16 protein-coding genes are annotated in these 15,206 nt (G+C 32.7%); all 16 read right to left on the bottom strand.

The window, feature by feature from the left end; genetic code table 11:
* A partial coding sequence (locus ACSQ7D_RS05500; protein ID WP_437135638.1) for a DUF4280 domain-containing protein occupies positions 1-1,735 on the bottom strand: 1,735 nt, incomplete at its 3' end.
* Positions 1,736-1,740: 5 nt separating this feature from the next.
* Positions 1,741-2,544: a hypothetical protein gene (locus tag ACSQ7D_RS05495; protein WP_437135637.1), complete on the bottom strand. Its 804-nt coding sequence runs from the start codon at positions 2,542-2,544 to the stop codon at positions 1,741-1,743.
* A gap of 437 nt (positions 2,545-2,981) precedes the next feature.
* Positions 2,982-4,145, bottom strand: coding sequence for a hypothetical protein (locus ACSQ7D_RS05490; RefSeq protein ID WP_095900714.1), 1,164 nt, complete (start codon positions 4,143-4,145; stop codon positions 2,982-2,984).
* 243 nt (positions 4,146-4,388) lie between these two features.
* Positions 4,389-4,793, bottom strand: a complete 405-nt coding sequence (locus ACSQ7D_RS05485) for a hypothetical protein (RefSeq protein ID WP_225879561.1) — start codon at positions 4,791-4,793, stop codon at positions 4,389-4,391.
* Between the two features lie 101 nt (positions 4,794-4,894).
* Complete coding sequence (locus ACSQ7D_RS05480) at positions 4,895-6,022, bottom strand: polymorphic toxin type 44 domain-containing protein (protein WP_095900712.1); 1,128 nt, start codon at positions 6,020-6,022, stop codon at positions 4,895-4,897.
* Between the two features lie 11 nt (positions 6,023-6,033).
* Positions 6,034-7,950, bottom strand: coding sequence for a type VI secretion system Vgr family protein (locus tag ACSQ7D_RS05475; RefSeq protein ID WP_437135636.1), 1,917 nt, complete (start codon positions 7,948-7,950; stop codon positions 6,034-6,036).
* Positions 7,951-7,988: 38 nt separating this feature from the next.
* The gene (gene tssD / locus ACSQ7D_RS05470) at positions 7,989-8,384 is read right to left on the bottom strand and encodes a type VI secretion system tube protein TssD (RefSeq protein WP_198467742.1); all 396 of its coding nucleotides are present in this window, start codon (positions 8,382-8,384) and stop codon (positions 7,989-7,991) included.
* Positions 8,385-8,410: 26 nt separating this feature from the next.
* Entirely contained in the window at positions 8,411-8,809 is a 399-nt protein-coding gene (locus ACSQ7D_RS05465) for a hypothetical protein (protein ID WP_314474971.1), read from the bottom strand.
* A 33-nt stretch (positions 8,810-8,842) separates the two neighbouring features.
* Positions 8,843-9,454 (bottom strand): hypothetical protein, encoded by a 612-nt coding sequence (locus ACSQ7D_RS05460; protein ID WP_016479935.1) that lies wholly within the window; start codon positions 9,452-9,454, stop codon positions 8,843-8,845.
* A gap of 95 nt (positions 9,455-9,549) precedes the next feature.
* On the bottom strand, positions 9,550-9,936 hold the full coding sequence (tssD, locus tag ACSQ7D_RS05455) for a type VI secretion system tube protein TssD (protein ID WP_009411177.1): 387 nt from the start codon (positions 9,934-9,936) through the stop codon (positions 9,550-9,552).
* A gap of 51 nt (positions 9,937-9,987) precedes the next feature.
* Positions 9,988-10,374 (bottom strand): type VI secretion system tube protein TssD, encoded by a 387-nt coding sequence (tssD, locus tag ACSQ7D_RS05450; protein ID WP_009411176.1) that lies wholly within the window; start codon positions 10,372-10,374, stop codon positions 9,988-9,990.
* Between the two features lie 138 nt (positions 10,375-10,512).
* A complete protein-coding gene (locus ACSQ7D_RS05445; protein ID WP_437135635.1) occupies positions 10,513-11,880 on the bottom strand; it encodes a DUF5458 family protein in 1,368 nt (455 codons plus the stop codon).
* 32 nt (positions 11,881-11,912) lie between these two features.
* A complete protein-coding gene (locus ACSQ7D_RS05440; RefSeq protein WP_002682314.1) occupies positions 11,913-12,353 on the bottom strand; it encodes a hypothetical protein in 441 nt (146 codons plus the stop codon).
* 245 nt (positions 12,354-12,598) lie between these two features.
* On the bottom strand, positions 12,599-14,425 hold the full coding sequence (locus tag ACSQ7D_RS05435; protein ID WP_437135634.1) for a type VI secretion system baseplate subunit TssF: 1,827 nt from the start codon (positions 14,423-14,425) through the stop codon (positions 12,599-12,601).
* Positions 14,426-14,465: 40 nt separating this feature from the next.
* Positions 14,466-14,894: a GPW/gp25 family protein gene (locus ACSQ7D_RS05430; protein ID WP_198467744.1), complete on the bottom strand. Its 429-nt coding sequence runs from the start codon at positions 14,892-14,894 to the stop codon at positions 14,466-14,468.
* A gap of 27 nt (positions 14,895-14,921) precedes the next feature.
* Positions 14,922-15,128 (bottom strand): hypothetical protein, encoded by a 207-nt coding sequence (locus ACSQ7D_RS05425; protein WP_157668389.1) that lies wholly within the window; start codon positions 15,126-15,128, stop codon positions 14,922-14,924.
* Positions 15,129-15,206: the final 78 nt, after the last annotated feature.

The following is a 15,206-nucleotide window of genomic DNA, read 5'->3' as shown; positions in this document are numbered from 1 at the left end:
CTGAAATATCTTCAACTTCATTTTCTGTTATTGTAAGTTTCCAAGTGTCTTTTTCATCGGGTTTTGTTAAAGAGTTAGATTTTAAGCTAAAAGCCTCTATATAGTATATCCCTTCTTTATCATTACTAAATTTGTATGTTCTTCCACCTTCTTGTACTACTTTTCCATTAAGAGCCCATTTTATATTGGCAAGATCTTCTGAGTTATCACTAAACCTCATTTTTGTAACATTAATGGTAATTTCTTCATTAGGTCTAATTTCAGAAGCATTATTAGTAGGAGAAATAGATATAACACTATTTAAAGCACATTTTCCTTTAAGTTTTTCTTGCACTTTTTTTCCTGAAGAGGTTGTGTACTCTACTTGGATAGTATATACAGTTCCTTTATTTTCAGGAACAAAAGTAATGCTATTTCCTTTTTGTGAAAAATCATTTAATATACTTCCTCTTTCATCTAATACTTTCATTTTCAGAGATGAGAGTTCTTCTTCAGTAGGTTCTATGTAAAAATTCGCTTTAAAAGTAAGTGAAGCGCCTTTTTTAAACACCCAATTATTTTTAATGTTCTCAGCTGTTTCACCTTCTTGCAAACATTTTACAGAGGCTATCGTATTCTCTATTACGCGCAAATTTATAGAGCAATCATCATAAGATTTATACTTCTCAGAATTTTTAGGAGTCCCGAAACCTTCAATACGGAAATCTCCATATTCTTCAAATTTGTGGCTAAATTCAACTCCTATTTGTTGTTTTTCTAATAACTCACTCTTCTTTTCTCCTTTAAAACCTTTGTAAATCATCCAAGAAACCAGATCCGAATTTCCTTTTTTTACAGAAGCTTTAAACGAAACCTCTTCTCCTTTTCGCAAATAAATGAGTGGTATCTTTTTGTCTGACTTCTGAGTTGAGAAAGGGGATCTTCCTGAAATTTTAGTAAGAGTAATGCTGTCTACTGAAGGGAGAGCTGGTTCCTTCTTAGGCATCTCTATAGTGGGGTTTACAGCACTTACTTCCAATGGGGTAGTATTTTCAGAATGTTGCAATAACACGCTGTCTGTTTGTCCGTGTTTTGCAATAGTTATCTTGCCTCCTATCATACATTGCAATTCTGAAATTTTAGTAAGTGTATTTTTGTCTAATACTTTTGTACCATCATAAGTTTTGCCCCATTTAGGTGCAAATTGTGGTGAGCAAGGTAAATTCCCAGAAGAAGAAGGTTTTAAAGTACATTTTCCAAAAGTCATCGCAGCTGGAATAAAAGTTTTATCATCTTCTGTTGCTACATATTTATCAGATTGCTCATTAAAGACAATTGTTTTATGGGAAGTTACTTGCAAAGTAGCCTGTTGGTTAGGATTTTCAGCTTTATTACAAATACACTTAGCCCCATTTACCACATAATATTGCCCTTCGTGTTCACTCTTTCCTTCTTGTTTTTGTTGTTCGGCAGCGGCTTCTTTCTCTTTTTCTTCTTGTTGTTTTTGCTCTTCCTCTCGTTGTTCTTGTTTTACTTCATCTTCGAATGGTTTTTCCGCATTAAGTTCTCTTACCTCTTCAGAAGAAGGCATCAATAGGGTTATGTTAGGGTGCAACTGATTACCTACCTGACTATTGAAGTCGGCACGCTCGTTATGATACTCTTTGAGTTTCATTGGGTCTTTTAAGCCTATTTGTTTTGCTATTGAAACAAAAGTATCTTTACTTTTTACTGTGTATTTTGATTGCTCTTGCATAATCCTTATTTTTTTGTTAGCGTTAGTTTTTGGTCGTATAGAAAAATATTTTCAACTTCAATAGTTACATTGGTTTCTGAGTGTTTTATTCTTCCTGTTTTGCCTGTATAATCTGTTTGGTGCACAAAGTTAGTATACATCTGTACATTTTCCTGTTCGATTTCTACATAGTATTCTTGGTTATGGATATATGTGATTACTTTATCCATCATCTCTTGTGCATTTGCTATTTTGGGCTCATAATATATTTGGTTGCTTTCTGTTCTTTTTTCTATCTCTCCTTTCCAAAAAGACAATCCTATGGGGAGGATATTCCATTGCAAAGGATAATGAGTATCAGGAGCAAATTTGCGTATGCTAAAACTCAATGTTTTTACAATATGTAACTGCTTTATAAACTCTCTCAGTTTTTCTGGTGTATCTGTTGCTTTAAAAAATTGAGAGCGAATGTGTTCTAATCCTTCTCCTTCATAAGTTGCTAAGAGTTCATTATCTACTTCTTTTATGCGTTCTTGTATTTCAGAGATGTTAGTTACAAAAAGCACATAGTCCTTGACCTTGCATTTCAGAGGAAAGATGGCTTCCATATATTTATGTGATATAGATAAGAATTTAGTGTCTATTTCCTCTCCATTTACTAAAAACTGACTTCTCTCAATCACCACATCATAAGTAGGCTTTTTCTCTGTCTTTACAAAGATATTATAGGTAAGAGTAGTGTTATATTCCTGTTCTCCTATTTTTAATGTAAGTACATCTTCAACGGCATAAGTAGCGGTTGGGAATAAATGAGGGATTATTGTGAACATAAAACTTTATACTTTTTGAGGGTGAAAAATTTGTATTTATATCTGTATCTTGTTTTTTTCTCTCCTTGAACATTTGTTGTATGGGTATAGTGTATAAAGAAAATTCACAAACAAAGCTTGTTAAGTAAAGAATTAGCAATATTACAAGCCTTTTCCAACCCATTTTCATAAAAAATATAGAAAATAGAAGAATAAAAGGATACACTAATACTATCCAAAAAAAACAAGCAAACAACATTGTCATTATAAATGAAAATAGATAATCAAAACAGAAACAAGAATTTTCACACCATATTCTATTGAAAAAGCGGTGCGCCTGTGGATAATTGTAATATACAATAGTTAAAAGTATAAATATCAAGAATAATAACACTTGTACTTTGTATATTCTATGAGTATTTTTTCTTAAAAAGGATATATATTTGTTCATAACAAAATTATTTTCCAGCAACATAACCATAGTATCCATCTTTAAAGACTTCAAAAGAAACTGTCCAAGATTTTATTTCTGCCCAAGTAAATACTTCAAGAGTTATTGTTTTTTTACTCTCATTAATGCTAATTTTTTCTAATATCACCCAATGTGTAGGCTTAGAAATAAATTCTTTTTTATTATTAGTAAAATTTTTACTTTCTATGAGAAGAGCAATTTTATAACCATTTGTAAGCTTACTACTTAGTTCCGTAAAAGAATCTTTTGCTCCATTCCATTTACTAGTAAATAAATTAGTGTTATTTATAATTTTTGAATATCCAAGTATTTTTTTCATCATCTTTGCCACATCTTTAGGCAAGGATAATCCTGCTAGCCCTTCTTCTGTTCCTCCCACATTAAGTGCATCTGGGTCATAATCCCAAAAATCATTCAAATGATCTCTAATTGTTGTTAAAAATACAAAATCTACTTCCCAAATAGGCAAATGCGAATTATAAAAGGAAGATTGTTTCGGATATTCTTTGTCTGTAGTTTTATAATTGAGTAGGTGTTCATCACTATCAATTTTAATAGAATAATCTGTTTTTTTTATAGTAGCCTCTCCATACTGATGCATATCAGAAATATATTGTTCATACGTGTTATAATCATTTTTGCATAGTAAATAAGCTATAACGGCTATACCACACAAAGAAGAGTCTCCTTGATCTATATATGGATTGGTTTTCCTTGATGAAAGTTGGTTTTTCAAGTTATTTCTATCTATCCATTTAAACCTATAATGACAAAAAACATCTAATTTAGCTTTTGTAGTTTGTTTGTTTTTGACATACGCATAAAAAGAGATTGTTTGCCCGCAATAATCTAAATTATCACAGTTAAAAATAGGTCCATCGAAACTTTTTGACACTAATTTTCCATCTCTTGTTTTATATGAAAATTCCCATACTATGTTTTTTGTTTCAGGAGGAGTATTATTTGCATAACTTATTTTAAATCTGTATTTTTCCCCATATACCATACCTTCATTATTCATAGCTCCAGAACCATCGTTTTTAGAACCATAAGTTGTAAAAATAATTTCTATTTTTTCTACTCCAAAAGGTATAGGGGGCGTAAGTTCTTTACGCTCTATTTTTTGCCATTTGCCATATTCTACTGCCATAATAAGTTTTTTGAGTGATATTAAGTTTAAGTTTGTATCTTAGATTTTTCTATTAATAAATTTAAGATTCATAAGTTATGAATAAGTCCCCAAGACAAATGGAAATGTATATAAGTACAAATGACTAAATAAAAAAAAATACCATTGCTTTGTGTCTTCTATATTCATATTTTCTATTATTTATCTATTTTTAAAGATAAATATACTTCTTTTTATAGTTGTTATAAAACTTCTACTTAGTCATTATCTATCATAGTTTAGCTCTATATACCAATTATTACCTAATTCTTTAACCAAGTAGCAATTTTTCATTGAATTATAACGCCTTTCGGACATATCTATCTCTGGAGGACAAATTTCTACATCATTTATTTCCTTAAAATTCCTTTTCGTATAAATAAAATTCTTATCAATACCCCAACCTATTCCCCCATAGGAATAATAATTGAAACGAATCTCATTATTAGAAAGCACAAATATTCCACTACACTGCACATTTTGTAACAAAGAATCCAATTCCCTTTTTTTGTCAATATTTAATTGATTGAAATAAATGGAATCCTTTATATTTTTATATTTTCCTTCAAACAAAACTGGTGGGTATTCAAATGCAGAAATTGTATCATCTGCAATAATTTGCTTAATCATTTCAAAATCAGTTTTACATTTATTAAAATGATTTATCATCTCCCTATCAGTAGGGTCTTTTACCTCTGATTTACAACTTTTTATAACAAACAATATTAATATTAATAGTAAGAATGGTATTCGCATCTTTCTATACTTAAAGGTTTTTCACTTTTATATGTTTCTAAAACTTCTTCCATAATAGTTTCTTCCGTCAATAGATGCATACTATTTTTAAATTTATCATACAGACGAAATCCTATTTTAATAGCTTGTGTATCATTGGGGTCGTCAAAACCTCCTAAAATATCACAATCCCCAAAATCAATAAATCTATTTTTTAAATATTCTTTCCAGACTTTCCATTCAGAAAGTTTTTTTCCATTATCTCCAATTTGTGCATATCCTGCTCCATTAATTAATTCAAATTCAGAGAATCCAGCTCTTTTTCCGATGAATCCATAGTGTATATTTGACCATATATCAAAATAAAATTTTATAGTGTATTTATCAAATTTACTACATGACCAATTTTTATCATTTTGTAATTTTCTTATTTCTTTTTTATGGTCCCATATTTTCCCTTTTGCAACTAAATCTTTCCATTTTTCATAGGCAGAGAGTTTATAAGCAATATTTATTTTAATATCATTTTTTAAAGATATATTGTCATTAAGATATTTCATAAACAATGTATCCTTATGATTAAAATTAGTTTTGATTTCTTTGCAAATATACTTTATAATTGTTTTAACATCAACATACCTGCAAAAATCTACCCTTGTTATCTTACTCACCTTTTCTTCATTAGGTTTTACTAAAAACGGCATCACGATAATTTCTTTTGCTGCCCATTCATCTTTTATCGTTAAAACAAGTTTTTCACCTTTTTCTTTTAAAATTTCTTGTTCCCCGTCAATTTTTATTGCCCACTGGATACGTTTTTTATCATTTTCAGAAACTTTATCCTGATTATATTTAGTTACTTTGTAAGTTACTTTTTCATAAGGAATAGCAGTGTTTTTTCCTTCAACTTTTGTTACTAAAAGTTGGGTTTTCTTGCTTTTATCATCACCTTTCCCATTCCCTAATCCCTGCATCACCACTTTTTTCTGGCTGACAAGCTCTAAATCACCATTGGTTGCTTCAATGATTACTTCTTCGGCTTCTTCATAAGAGGAGCCGCTTATAGAGGTATAAGTATCACGAACGGTGATATATATGTTATTTGCCTTTTTAAAAATTCCCATAGCTTTACTTTTTAATGTGAACTACCTTGCTCGCCGCTATTAGATTTTACAGATTTTTCACTTTGTAAAATCATATTTTGCTTGGTGCTCACTACGGTTATTTTATCAGAATGAGAGTCGCTCTTCTTAGCTTGTATGCTTCTTTCGTTTTTAGAGATTTCACCTCTTACATTAGAGTCTTCTCGTATATCACCAGAAGCAGATTGAGAAATATCTTTACCTGCTATATCTACCATATTCACGCCTGCATTGCTAACAATGTTTAAAGAAGCTGTTGAAAATATGTTTTTATTTGCATTTAAATTAATATCTCCGCCCGCTTTGAAAGTAATATCTTTAGGAGCACTTACATTGATATTTCCTTGTCCATCCATTAGGTAAGTATTACCACTGGGGTCTTCTATAAATACGCTACCTTCCCCATCATTGAGAATGATTTTAGTACCTGAACGGGTATGTATCACTTTTTTGTCATTACCTGCTGTATGGTATTTACTAAACTCCTTACCGTTGTAGTTGCTGCCTACTACAAAGGGACGTTCGGCATTTTGGTCTTCAAAATCAACTAATACTTCTTCGCCTATTTCGGGGATAAAGTAAAAGCCTTTGTCGGCTCCTGCGTGGGGTTGTACTACGCGTATCCAAGGGGTTTGGGCTTGGTATTTCTCTTGCCAGATAAACTGTACGCGTACGCGCCCTAAGCCTTTAGGGTCGTTGTTATCGGTAACTCGGGCTATTTGCTGTTCGGCTCGTGGGAGGGCTTCTTCATCGTAATAGTAAGCGATATACACATCGGGGATGGCGATAAACTCGTTGTAGTAGTCTTGACCTGATTGATAGTGCTTGATGTCTATCACTCGGTAGGTTTCCATTGGCTTGCCATTGATGTCTTTGAGTTTTACAAAGCCTCCGATGCGCACGTGGGGGTTGCGACTTTTACCTCGCACTTGCATCAGCTGTTCGCGGCTTTCTTTCTCACGGCGCACTACATCTTTTAAATAATCACCTCTAAACTGTTCGGGTATGGCTACATAAGGCATCTCGGGCACTTTGGTAAAGACTTTGTTTGAGGCTTTGATAGCTGCAAACTGAAAAGGATTCACTTTGTCCTGCACTCGTACCTCTTGAGTCTTTTTTTGTTCGGTACCTGCTGTTTCGGCATCATAGGACAAATAGGTGAAGTTTTGAGGCTTGATCATTAGTTCAAACTCTACATCGATCATATCATCTCCTTCAAAAAGCTCTACTGTGTTCTGTGCTTCATTACTGAAAATAAGCTGGGTGCCATTGTAGTAAAAGAATTCTCCATAACGACGGGCTAACCTACTGATAAAGCGATAATCGGATTCTTTGTATTGTACCGCATAAGGAATTTTATACTTGGTATTGATCATTCCTTCGGTATTTACCTTGGCTTCTTGAGGGTATTCAGTGGTGGCTTCGGCGATGATTTCAGGGAGGGTTTTGTTCTCATACGACTGACAGTCTTTACCATTTTCTAAAATGATACTTGGTGCATAGCCAGAGATATAGAGCCTGCCGTGTCCGCCTCCTTCGTCTTTGCGGTTGCGGATATTGGCTATAATTCCTTTGAAAGATTGTACAATACTTCCGTGATGATGGAAATGAATAGTAATGTTCTCTCCTAAAAGATCTTTGGAGTTTTTCATTACTTGCCCTGTGAAGTCGTCGATAGCTGTATCGTTTACTACGATAGTAAATTCGTCGTGGGCATTGGTGTGCTGGGAAAGTTGTAAAGAAAAAGTAGCTCTATCTAAAAAACCTTCTCCTTTGAGGGAAAGGGTAATCATCACTACAGGATTATCTTTATCTTTCAAAAAATCTTGAAAACTTTTCACCGAAGCAAATTTTGCAAAGGTTTTGGGGTCGTTTACACGACCTGGGACAGATGAGGTGTTGTTATTCATAAGATTCTTTTTTACGGATGAAATTTGAGATTACAAATTTAAATACCCATTTTCCATTGTTTGTTATGTGGTACTCCATTTACAATGAGTTGCTGAGCAGATAAAATAAGTTCAATTTGCAAGGGCTCTGTGCTATTGGCATTAAAGTCTTCTGTAAAACTTATACAGAAAGCTTTTTTAAAGGAAAGTTCTTGCAATTTGCTCATTGCATCTCTACGATAGTAAATAATCTTACCATCTTTGGTTTCACTAACGCTATTCATCCATTTGAACAAGTCAGGCTCTCCTGTACTTTCCAAACGAATAAAGATTTCACCACCTCTTGGCATTCCTTTAGGTAGTCCTGTTTGATCTACATCTTGTGTAAAATTATATTTACAAGCTAATACATTGTAGGTTTTACCTTCTAATTCTAATTTAACTTTGAATGACATATTCTTTTTATTTTTAAAATTGTTAGTTAAAAGTTTGTATCCTTATTATAAATGAAAAATTTTAACGGTTTCCATTTCTTATTTTCTCTTTTGTACCAAATTGTTAAATTATTATTTTTATCAATTTGCCAAGTAACTTCTTTTATAAGAATATCTTTTTCTTGTATTTCTTTTTCAGAAAAAATATTGAGTAATTCAATTCTAAATTCAGAAATTAAACCATCAGAATAATCTCCCATAAGAAAAGTAGTTTCTTTCACAAGTGAATATCCTAACTTTTTGTAATGTTTCTCAATATTTTTATCATACGATAGTTTTTCAAAATTTTGTAATAAAGAATCTTTTTCAGCATTTATTACTGTCATATTAAAATGCTGTAATTTTTGTGATTCTTCATTTTTACATTGAGCTGCAAATAAATTCATTGCAATAAAAACACATAAAAACTTCATAGTGCATTATATTAACTGAAATGTTGTATTAGGATAAATAGTAGATAATTGATAGATAACATATTGCAAATGCCTATTTCTCAATTCCATACCAACATTCATTATACTATCTTGGTCAAAAAGAAAACCATTATTAATAGAGAGAGTACTATTATATTCATCATATAGATAACCAATAGCATGTCCAAATTCATGGCCAACAGGCACTTGTTTGTAGTCCTTCCTCATCTTTGTATCTTCAGTGTCTAAATTGATTTCTCTATCATTCCATCTCACATTACTTCTATAAGAAGTATTCTTTACGATTTTTCTTACATTTACATTCCAATGAGGATTTTGTATTACCCATTGAATATCAAAATTAATTGTAAAAATTTTATTTTTATATTTTTGAGCAAAAACTGAACTACCTATAACTTTTATTTTAAACTGACCTCCCCAAATTTTCCAAATGATATTATCAACTTTATTATGAAAATCTCTTTTTTCAAATAAAGTCCAACTTGTGGTATTTCTTTCATTAAGCCAATTATACTTCCATCTTTGACGAATAAGTATAATCTGCCTATATTCTTCTAAGTAAATATCCATCCTATCAGTCTTTTTAATCAGAGGCATAACATTTTTGTTTTTATAGATTTAACTCTTTGATTCTGTTTGTTTTTTACAAAAATTGGGCAGCACTCTAAAGCGCTACCCAATTTCCATAAGTTTTACACCCACTCATTTTCGTAGGCTCCTGTACCCATTTCTAATTTCCTTGCAGAAATGGTAAAGGATTCTGTGAGGGGTTTTTCTCCTGAGGCATCAAAATGCTCTCGATGTTTTACAAGGTAAGCCTCAGTGAACTTCAATTCTTTTAAGGTGGCTTCACTGTCTCTTTTTAAGAAAGTGATACTACCATCTTTACGTTCAAAAGAATTGGTCATCCACTCGAAGAAGTCGGCTTCTCCTGTGCTTTCCACTACTACATCAATTTTTCCACCACGTGTAACGGTAGAAGGACGACCTGTTGCATCTGTTTCCTGGAACAATGCATAACTTACGCTAAGAACATTATATTCTTTGCCAGCTACTTTAAGTTTGGCTTTGAAAGACATACGCTTAAAAATTTAAAAGATTAATAATTACATTAAAAAATCAAAAGAAGATTACACCCATTCATTGGTATGTTTGGCTGTACCCATTTCAATCTCTTTGGCAGAGAGTGTAAAGGTTTCTGTCAGCGGATTATCACCTGCTGCATCAAAATCTTCTTTGTACTTCACGATGTAAGCTTCTTTAAATTTCAGCTCTTTCAAAGTAGCCTCACTGTCTCTTTTGAGGAAGATGATGCTTCCATCCTTGCGTTCGAAGGAGTTGGTCATCCACTCAAAAAGGTCGGTATCACCTGTGCTTTCCACAGTGATAGTAATTTTGCCACCTCTGGTAACCGAAGAAGGTCTACCTGTGACGTCGGTCTCTTGTAACATTCCGTAGTCTACGGAAACGATGTTGCGTTCTTTTCCCGCAACATTCAGTTTGCATTTAAACGACATAATTAAAATAAATTAAAATTTAATACTCAATAATACCAATTATGGAAATATATATATAAAATGTCTCCAATGCCTTATGTTGGAAGTCTAAACCTTGTTTTATTGTTTAAGGTGAATCATCCCTTCATAAGAGGTACTTTACTTTTGTTCATATTCAGTATCCCATTCATTAGCATCAGTTCCCTTGTGTCCATCCATTTTGATAAGGAAGTTTTTAGCAGGGAAATAAGGTTTCATATGAATGTCTAAATAGATTCTGTCTTTTTGTTTAGGGTCTTGTTCAAATCGTCTTATCTCGAAATTCTCAATAAGGTTTTTAGGACCTGTAATGCTATCCAAGAATTGGACAATTTGGTTCATAATATCCTTACGAGTAGTAGCTGTGAAATTCTCAAAAGCTCTACGGTTAAGGAAATCCATTAGCACTTTGGTCACATAGTCGAACACACGTACTACAGAATACGTTTGTAGTCCTAAGTTATCTCCGTTGAACAATGTTTTGCCAGAGAAAGCCATTACTTTTCCGTATTCATTTACCATAGGGATAAGTCCTAAACTTTCTAAGTTGGCTATTTCGCTTTTCTTCAAGTCGAAACGGACACCTTCTACTTCGTTGATACCTCCAAATTTCTTTCCTGCAGTTACCTGAGACATCAATGTTTTGTAGATTTTTCCAGCTAAAGCGGCGGAAGGAGGGACAAACAAATCGGTTGTTTCGCCTATTTCATTGAAACGACCTCTACCTACTAGCCAGTTGCAGGTCATTAGTACATTGGCACGATACACATCGCCACCTGTGAGGTTTGCTTCGTCGAACATCTCCATTACATCATCGGGTTCATCTAAGTGTTCAAAGTCAGTAACGAGCATTACTTTATTTTCGTGAGCGATTTTTGCCCATTTTTCGACTACCATATTAGAGCCTAAATAACCTGGAATCACTAACAAGCCATAGTTATTTCTAAGGTCTAAACGGTCGTAGTTATCGGAAAGTTCGGCGTGTATAGTATCAATAAAACGCGTGTTATCAAGGTCTTTGAGTTGCTCTAAGGAAGCGTTCATCACTGTAACGTTTTTGATTTTGTCTTCCTCAGTATTTTTGTAGAACAAAGCTATAGTTCGATAGTTTGTTTCTAACTCACGAGTAGCCTCTACAGCATTGTATAAGTTTTTAGAAAGCAACTCTTCTGCTGATTTTTGTTGGTCTTCACAATGTGCGACCATTTCAACCAAAGAATCACTTTGTTTTAAGACACTTGCCCAAAGTTCTAATGTTTTCTTTAGGGTATCTCTTTCTTTTTGCTTGCTACTTTCGGTAAGGAATATCTTTCTACGAGCATTCCTATCAGGATTTACATTTTGTACATTCTCTATGGATGCTTCTAACAAATCAAAACCTCCATAACGCACTAATTTATCTAATGACTTTTCTAATGAAATAGGTGATTTCTTAACAGATTCTTGTGCTTGTGATGCTGTATTTACTATTTCTACTTTATTTGACATCGTTTCAAATATTTAATTGGGAATTTAAAGAATTAACTCAACTCAGCTATTAGAGCTTCTAATGTATCTTGTAAGGCTTTTTTAGCATCAGGATCTTCCAAGGCTGCTTTAAGGAGTTTGTTTGTTTTGAGCTGTTTGATTATTTTCTGATATTGGTCTTTTTCAGTAGCCAATCCTGTAAGGAAAGCGCTTTGGGCTGTAATTCCTTTGGTGCCAAAATCTCCCAAGTTTTTAAAAGTCAATTCTTCTACTTTGGTAGCTCCTTCACTGTCTTCAAAATCTACTTTCATAGTAGGCTTGAAGTGCTCAAATACCTTGTCTAAGGTATTGAGACCTTCCACTAATTCGGGTTTTACGGGGTTTTCTGCACTGAGCTTTTGAGCTATCAATGTGCGATTGGGAGCTATCTCTAAAATAGCTTCACTAGCGTCTATAGGCACTTCATTGCCTCCTATTCCTTTGTTTGTTAGCATTGAATGATGTTTTTAAATTTTTATCAAACTTGATTACGCGACAAATGTAGTTAAAATTAAAATACAAAGCAAATTTTCATTCAAATATTTTTCAAATTATTTTTGAAATGTATTTTAATCTATTGTAAAACAAGTGGATATAAAAAAATATTTTTAGCTAAAAAAATAGAAAAGCACCTAAAGAAGATGCTTTTTTTGATATATTTCTGTAAAAGAAATGTATAGTTTTATACGGTGATGTTGAATTACTTCTCAAAAATCCTATAAGGATAAATATTTGTAGAGGCTTTTTCTAATTTAATCAAGAAACTATCCTTTAAGTATTCCCATTCTGTTGCGTTGATATCTACTTCTTTGTTTTTATTTAGGTAAATATCTATAGTTCTTTTAAATCCTCCTTTTAGTGAGACATCCTTTTTAGTGCCTTTTTGTACCTCTAATCCTTTGATTGTGTGCTTGAAATGGCTTTTGGCAAAGGTTTTTACATCGGCAATGGTAACAATTCTACCTCGTGAAAGCAATGCATTGCGATATTCTAAAATTTTATCAGAAGTAGTAAGTCCGCGTCTACCTCCAAAGGAAGGTTTTACAACAATAGCTTTACTAATGGCTGTTTTGTTTTCACTATCACAAACTAATGAGATACCTGTTTTTATATCATTTCCTTCTTCTGCGGCTGTATGCCAATAGGAAATGGTAAAATTCATATCCATTTCTTTATTATTAGAAGAGAATATTAGATATGGATTGGGATTTAGTGATAGATTTTTTTCTTTTATATTTTGATAGATAGAGGCTAAGTTTTGACCTATTTGTTTGAGTTCTTCTTCGATAGCGAAATCATTTCCTATAGCTGAAAAAGAAGCGGTTTCCTCTCTAATAAGACCTAAGAGGTGTTGCAGGTGTTCTAAGGCATTTCTTTCGTCAAAGCGAGCTACGCCTCCTCGTCTTAACACGATAGAAATATTATCATCTGATAAATAATTCTTTACATCATATCTTTTTTTGTAGTTATCAGATATATAATCTATATCTAAGAAGGAATCTTGTCCAGTAATAGGGTAAATAGTAAGCTGTCCTTTGATACGTTTGTAATCTTCGGTATTACGTATATTGATAGCTGGCACACAATTTAGAGCAATACGTACATTTTCTAGGACTTTAGGAGTAATGACTTCATAAAATTTGAACTGTAACCATATAATATCTTTCTCTGTAATAAACTTATGATCGAGGAAGTAGTTTTCTAATAAAGTAGTTGCTACCGATTTTTCTTCTTCTGTTTTAGGATAAATAGTACCTTTTAGAGTAAAGAAATTTGCTTGATAGAATTGATTTACTTCGTTGTATATAGCATCTATACCTGTGTAATTTTTAGAGATAATATTCTCATATTCAATGCTGTTAGTAGGTACATTATATCCCTCTACCAATTCATATTCTTTGCCCTCTGAAAAGACTTTTACTTGTTGAAGGTAATAGGTGAAAAACTCTTTTTGCTCTTTGTTATTTACATCTATGTAAAAACACAAATCTTCTAATTTTTCTACTCCTGGAGCGTGTATTCCTATCCAAAACTCGCCTGAAGGGATATTCCTCTCTGAGCGAGCTATCTCTTCCTGATAGAAAAAACTTTCTTGCTGGAGCACTTTATTGCCATAGAGCAAATATTTTACCTGAGCAGTGGTAAGTTTCATTTCTAAAGTAGGACTGAAATAGATATCTTTTGTATTTACCTGAGTTGGGTCGTATATATTTTGAGTTTTTTTGATAGCCTTGAAATGATTATAACGAGAGATCTGGACGTTATTTTCTACAGGAGTGAGTTGTAACAATGTTTGAGAAGGTACCACTCCTACTATTTGATTGGGGAAAATAATCTCAAGGATTCGATCTGTAATTCGTGCGCGGGAATTTTCTTGTTCAAAGCGCAATTTCTCAAGTTCTGAAGCACAAGCAGAAAGAAGCAATTCTAAAACTGGGTCGAAAGCACTTTCGGACTCTAACTCACTATAGCCCCACATTCGTGAAGCTCTTTTTATCATTCTATTTTTTATCTGTTCCTGATTCATCTATATTATGTGATTTATAGTGTATAATTATGCTAAAATATTAATAAGACAAGGGGCTTACAAAAAAAGAAAAATCATAAACAAAAGGACGATTGGTTTCTAAAACAATGGCTCTTACAGATACTAATACTTTTTTCTTTATTCGCTTTTTGTTTATTTCACCTAAGTTTTGTTCTGAAATTCTTATTTCTATATCTTGTAGAAAAATTCGTTTTTCGTGTTGAATGATACTATTTTTTAAACTTTTAGCGACAAAAACTTTTAGCTCGTCATCGCTTTTGAGAAGGTCAAAATCAGTATCCCATAGTTCACAACCATAGGTTTCATCGAACTTACATTCTCCAAAAACAGTTGTCATCAAGGTGAAAATTGATTGAGAGATAGAATCTTCTAAAGCTATTTTAGCAAGGTCTTGTTTTTTCATTAGACCTCCAAAATCAATAGGGAGTTTGTAATATATTCCTTTCATACAGTTTGTTGTGGGTATTTGATTATTCTACTTTGTATTGTTTAAGTTCCGATAATATATTTTATACCCTTTGATCTCAAAGCGGTGTTTTTGTTTTTTAAAGGCTTCAATAGCTTCTTTTTCTGTAATGGTTTTGGGGGTAGTGGTGGTATCAGTGTGTTTGTTTTTAGGTGTTTGACCGTTGCAAGCAAAGACTACAAGGGCGGTTGCAAGAATAATTAATACTTTTTTCATTTTAGGCGTTTCTTTTATTGGATTCTAATGTTTATTTATAGTCCTACCCCTCCACATACTCGCTTTCGCGACTTCCCT

The sequence above is a fragment of the Capnocytophaga sp. G1920 genome (assembly GCF_051417515.1).
This window is presented reverse-complemented; position numbering and strand designations above follow the sequence as displayed.

Excerpts from the sequence above, each read along its gene's own strand:
- ACSQ7D_RS05495 (WP_437135637.1), bottom strand. The coding sequence starts at position 2,544 with ATGTTCACAATAATCCCTCATTTATTCCCAACCGCTACTTATGCCGTT.
- ACSQ7D_RS05490 (WP_095900714.1), bottom strand. The coding sequence starts at position 4,145 with ATGGCAGTAGAATATGGCAAATGGCAAAAAATAGAGCGTAAAGAACTT.
- ACSQ7D_RS05485 (WP_225879561.1), bottom strand. The coding sequence starts at position 4,793 with ATGATTAAGCAAATTATTGCAGATGATACAATTTCTGCATTTGAATAC.
- ACSQ7D_RS05480 (WP_095900712.1), bottom strand. The coding sequence starts at position 6,022 with ATGGGAATTTTTAAAAAGGCAAATAACATATATATCACCGTTCGTGAT.
- ACSQ7D_RS05475 (WP_437135636.1), bottom strand. The coding sequence starts at position 7,950 with ATGAATAACAACACCTCATCTGTCCCAGGTCGTGTAAACGACCCCAAA.
- tssD (WP_198467742.1), bottom strand. The coding sequence starts at position 8,384 with ATGTCATTCAAAGTTAAATTAGAATTAGAAGGTAAAACCTACAATGTA.
- ACSQ7D_RS05465 (WP_314474971.1), bottom strand. The coding sequence starts at position 8,809 with ATGAATTTATTTGCAGCTCAATGTAAAAATGAAGAATCACAAAAATTA.
- ACSQ7D_RS05460 (WP_016479935.1), bottom strand. The coding sequence starts at position 9,454 with ATGCCTCTGATTAAAAAGACTGATAGGATGGATATTTACTTAGAAGAA.
- tssD (WP_009411177.1), bottom strand. The coding sequence starts at position 9,936 with ATGTCTTTCAAAGCCAAACTTAAAGTAGCTGGCAAAGAATATAATGTT.
- tssD (WP_009411176.1), bottom strand. The coding sequence starts at position 10,374 with ATGTCGTTTAAATGCAAACTGAATGTTGCGGGAAAAGAACGCAACATC.
- ACSQ7D_RS05445 (WP_437135635.1), bottom strand. The coding sequence starts at position 11,880 with ATGTCAAATAAAGTAGAAATAGTAAATACAGCATCACAAGCACAAGAA.
- ACSQ7D_RS05440 (WP_002682314.1), bottom strand. The coding sequence starts at position 12,353 with ATGCTAACAAACAAAGGAATAGGAGGCAATGAAGTGCCTATAGACGCT.
- ACSQ7D_RS05435 (WP_437135634.1), bottom strand. The coding sequence starts at position 14,425 with ATGAATCAGGAACAGATAAAAAATAGAATGATAAAAAGAGCTTCACGA.
- ACSQ7D_RS05430 (WP_198467744.1), bottom strand. The coding sequence starts at position 14,894 with ATGAAAGGAATATATTACAAACTCCCTATTGATTTTGGAGGTCTAATG.
- ACSQ7D_RS05425 (WP_157668389.1), bottom strand. The coding sequence starts at position 15,128 with ATGAAAAAAGTATTAATTATTCTTGCAACCGCCCTTGTAGTCTTTGCT.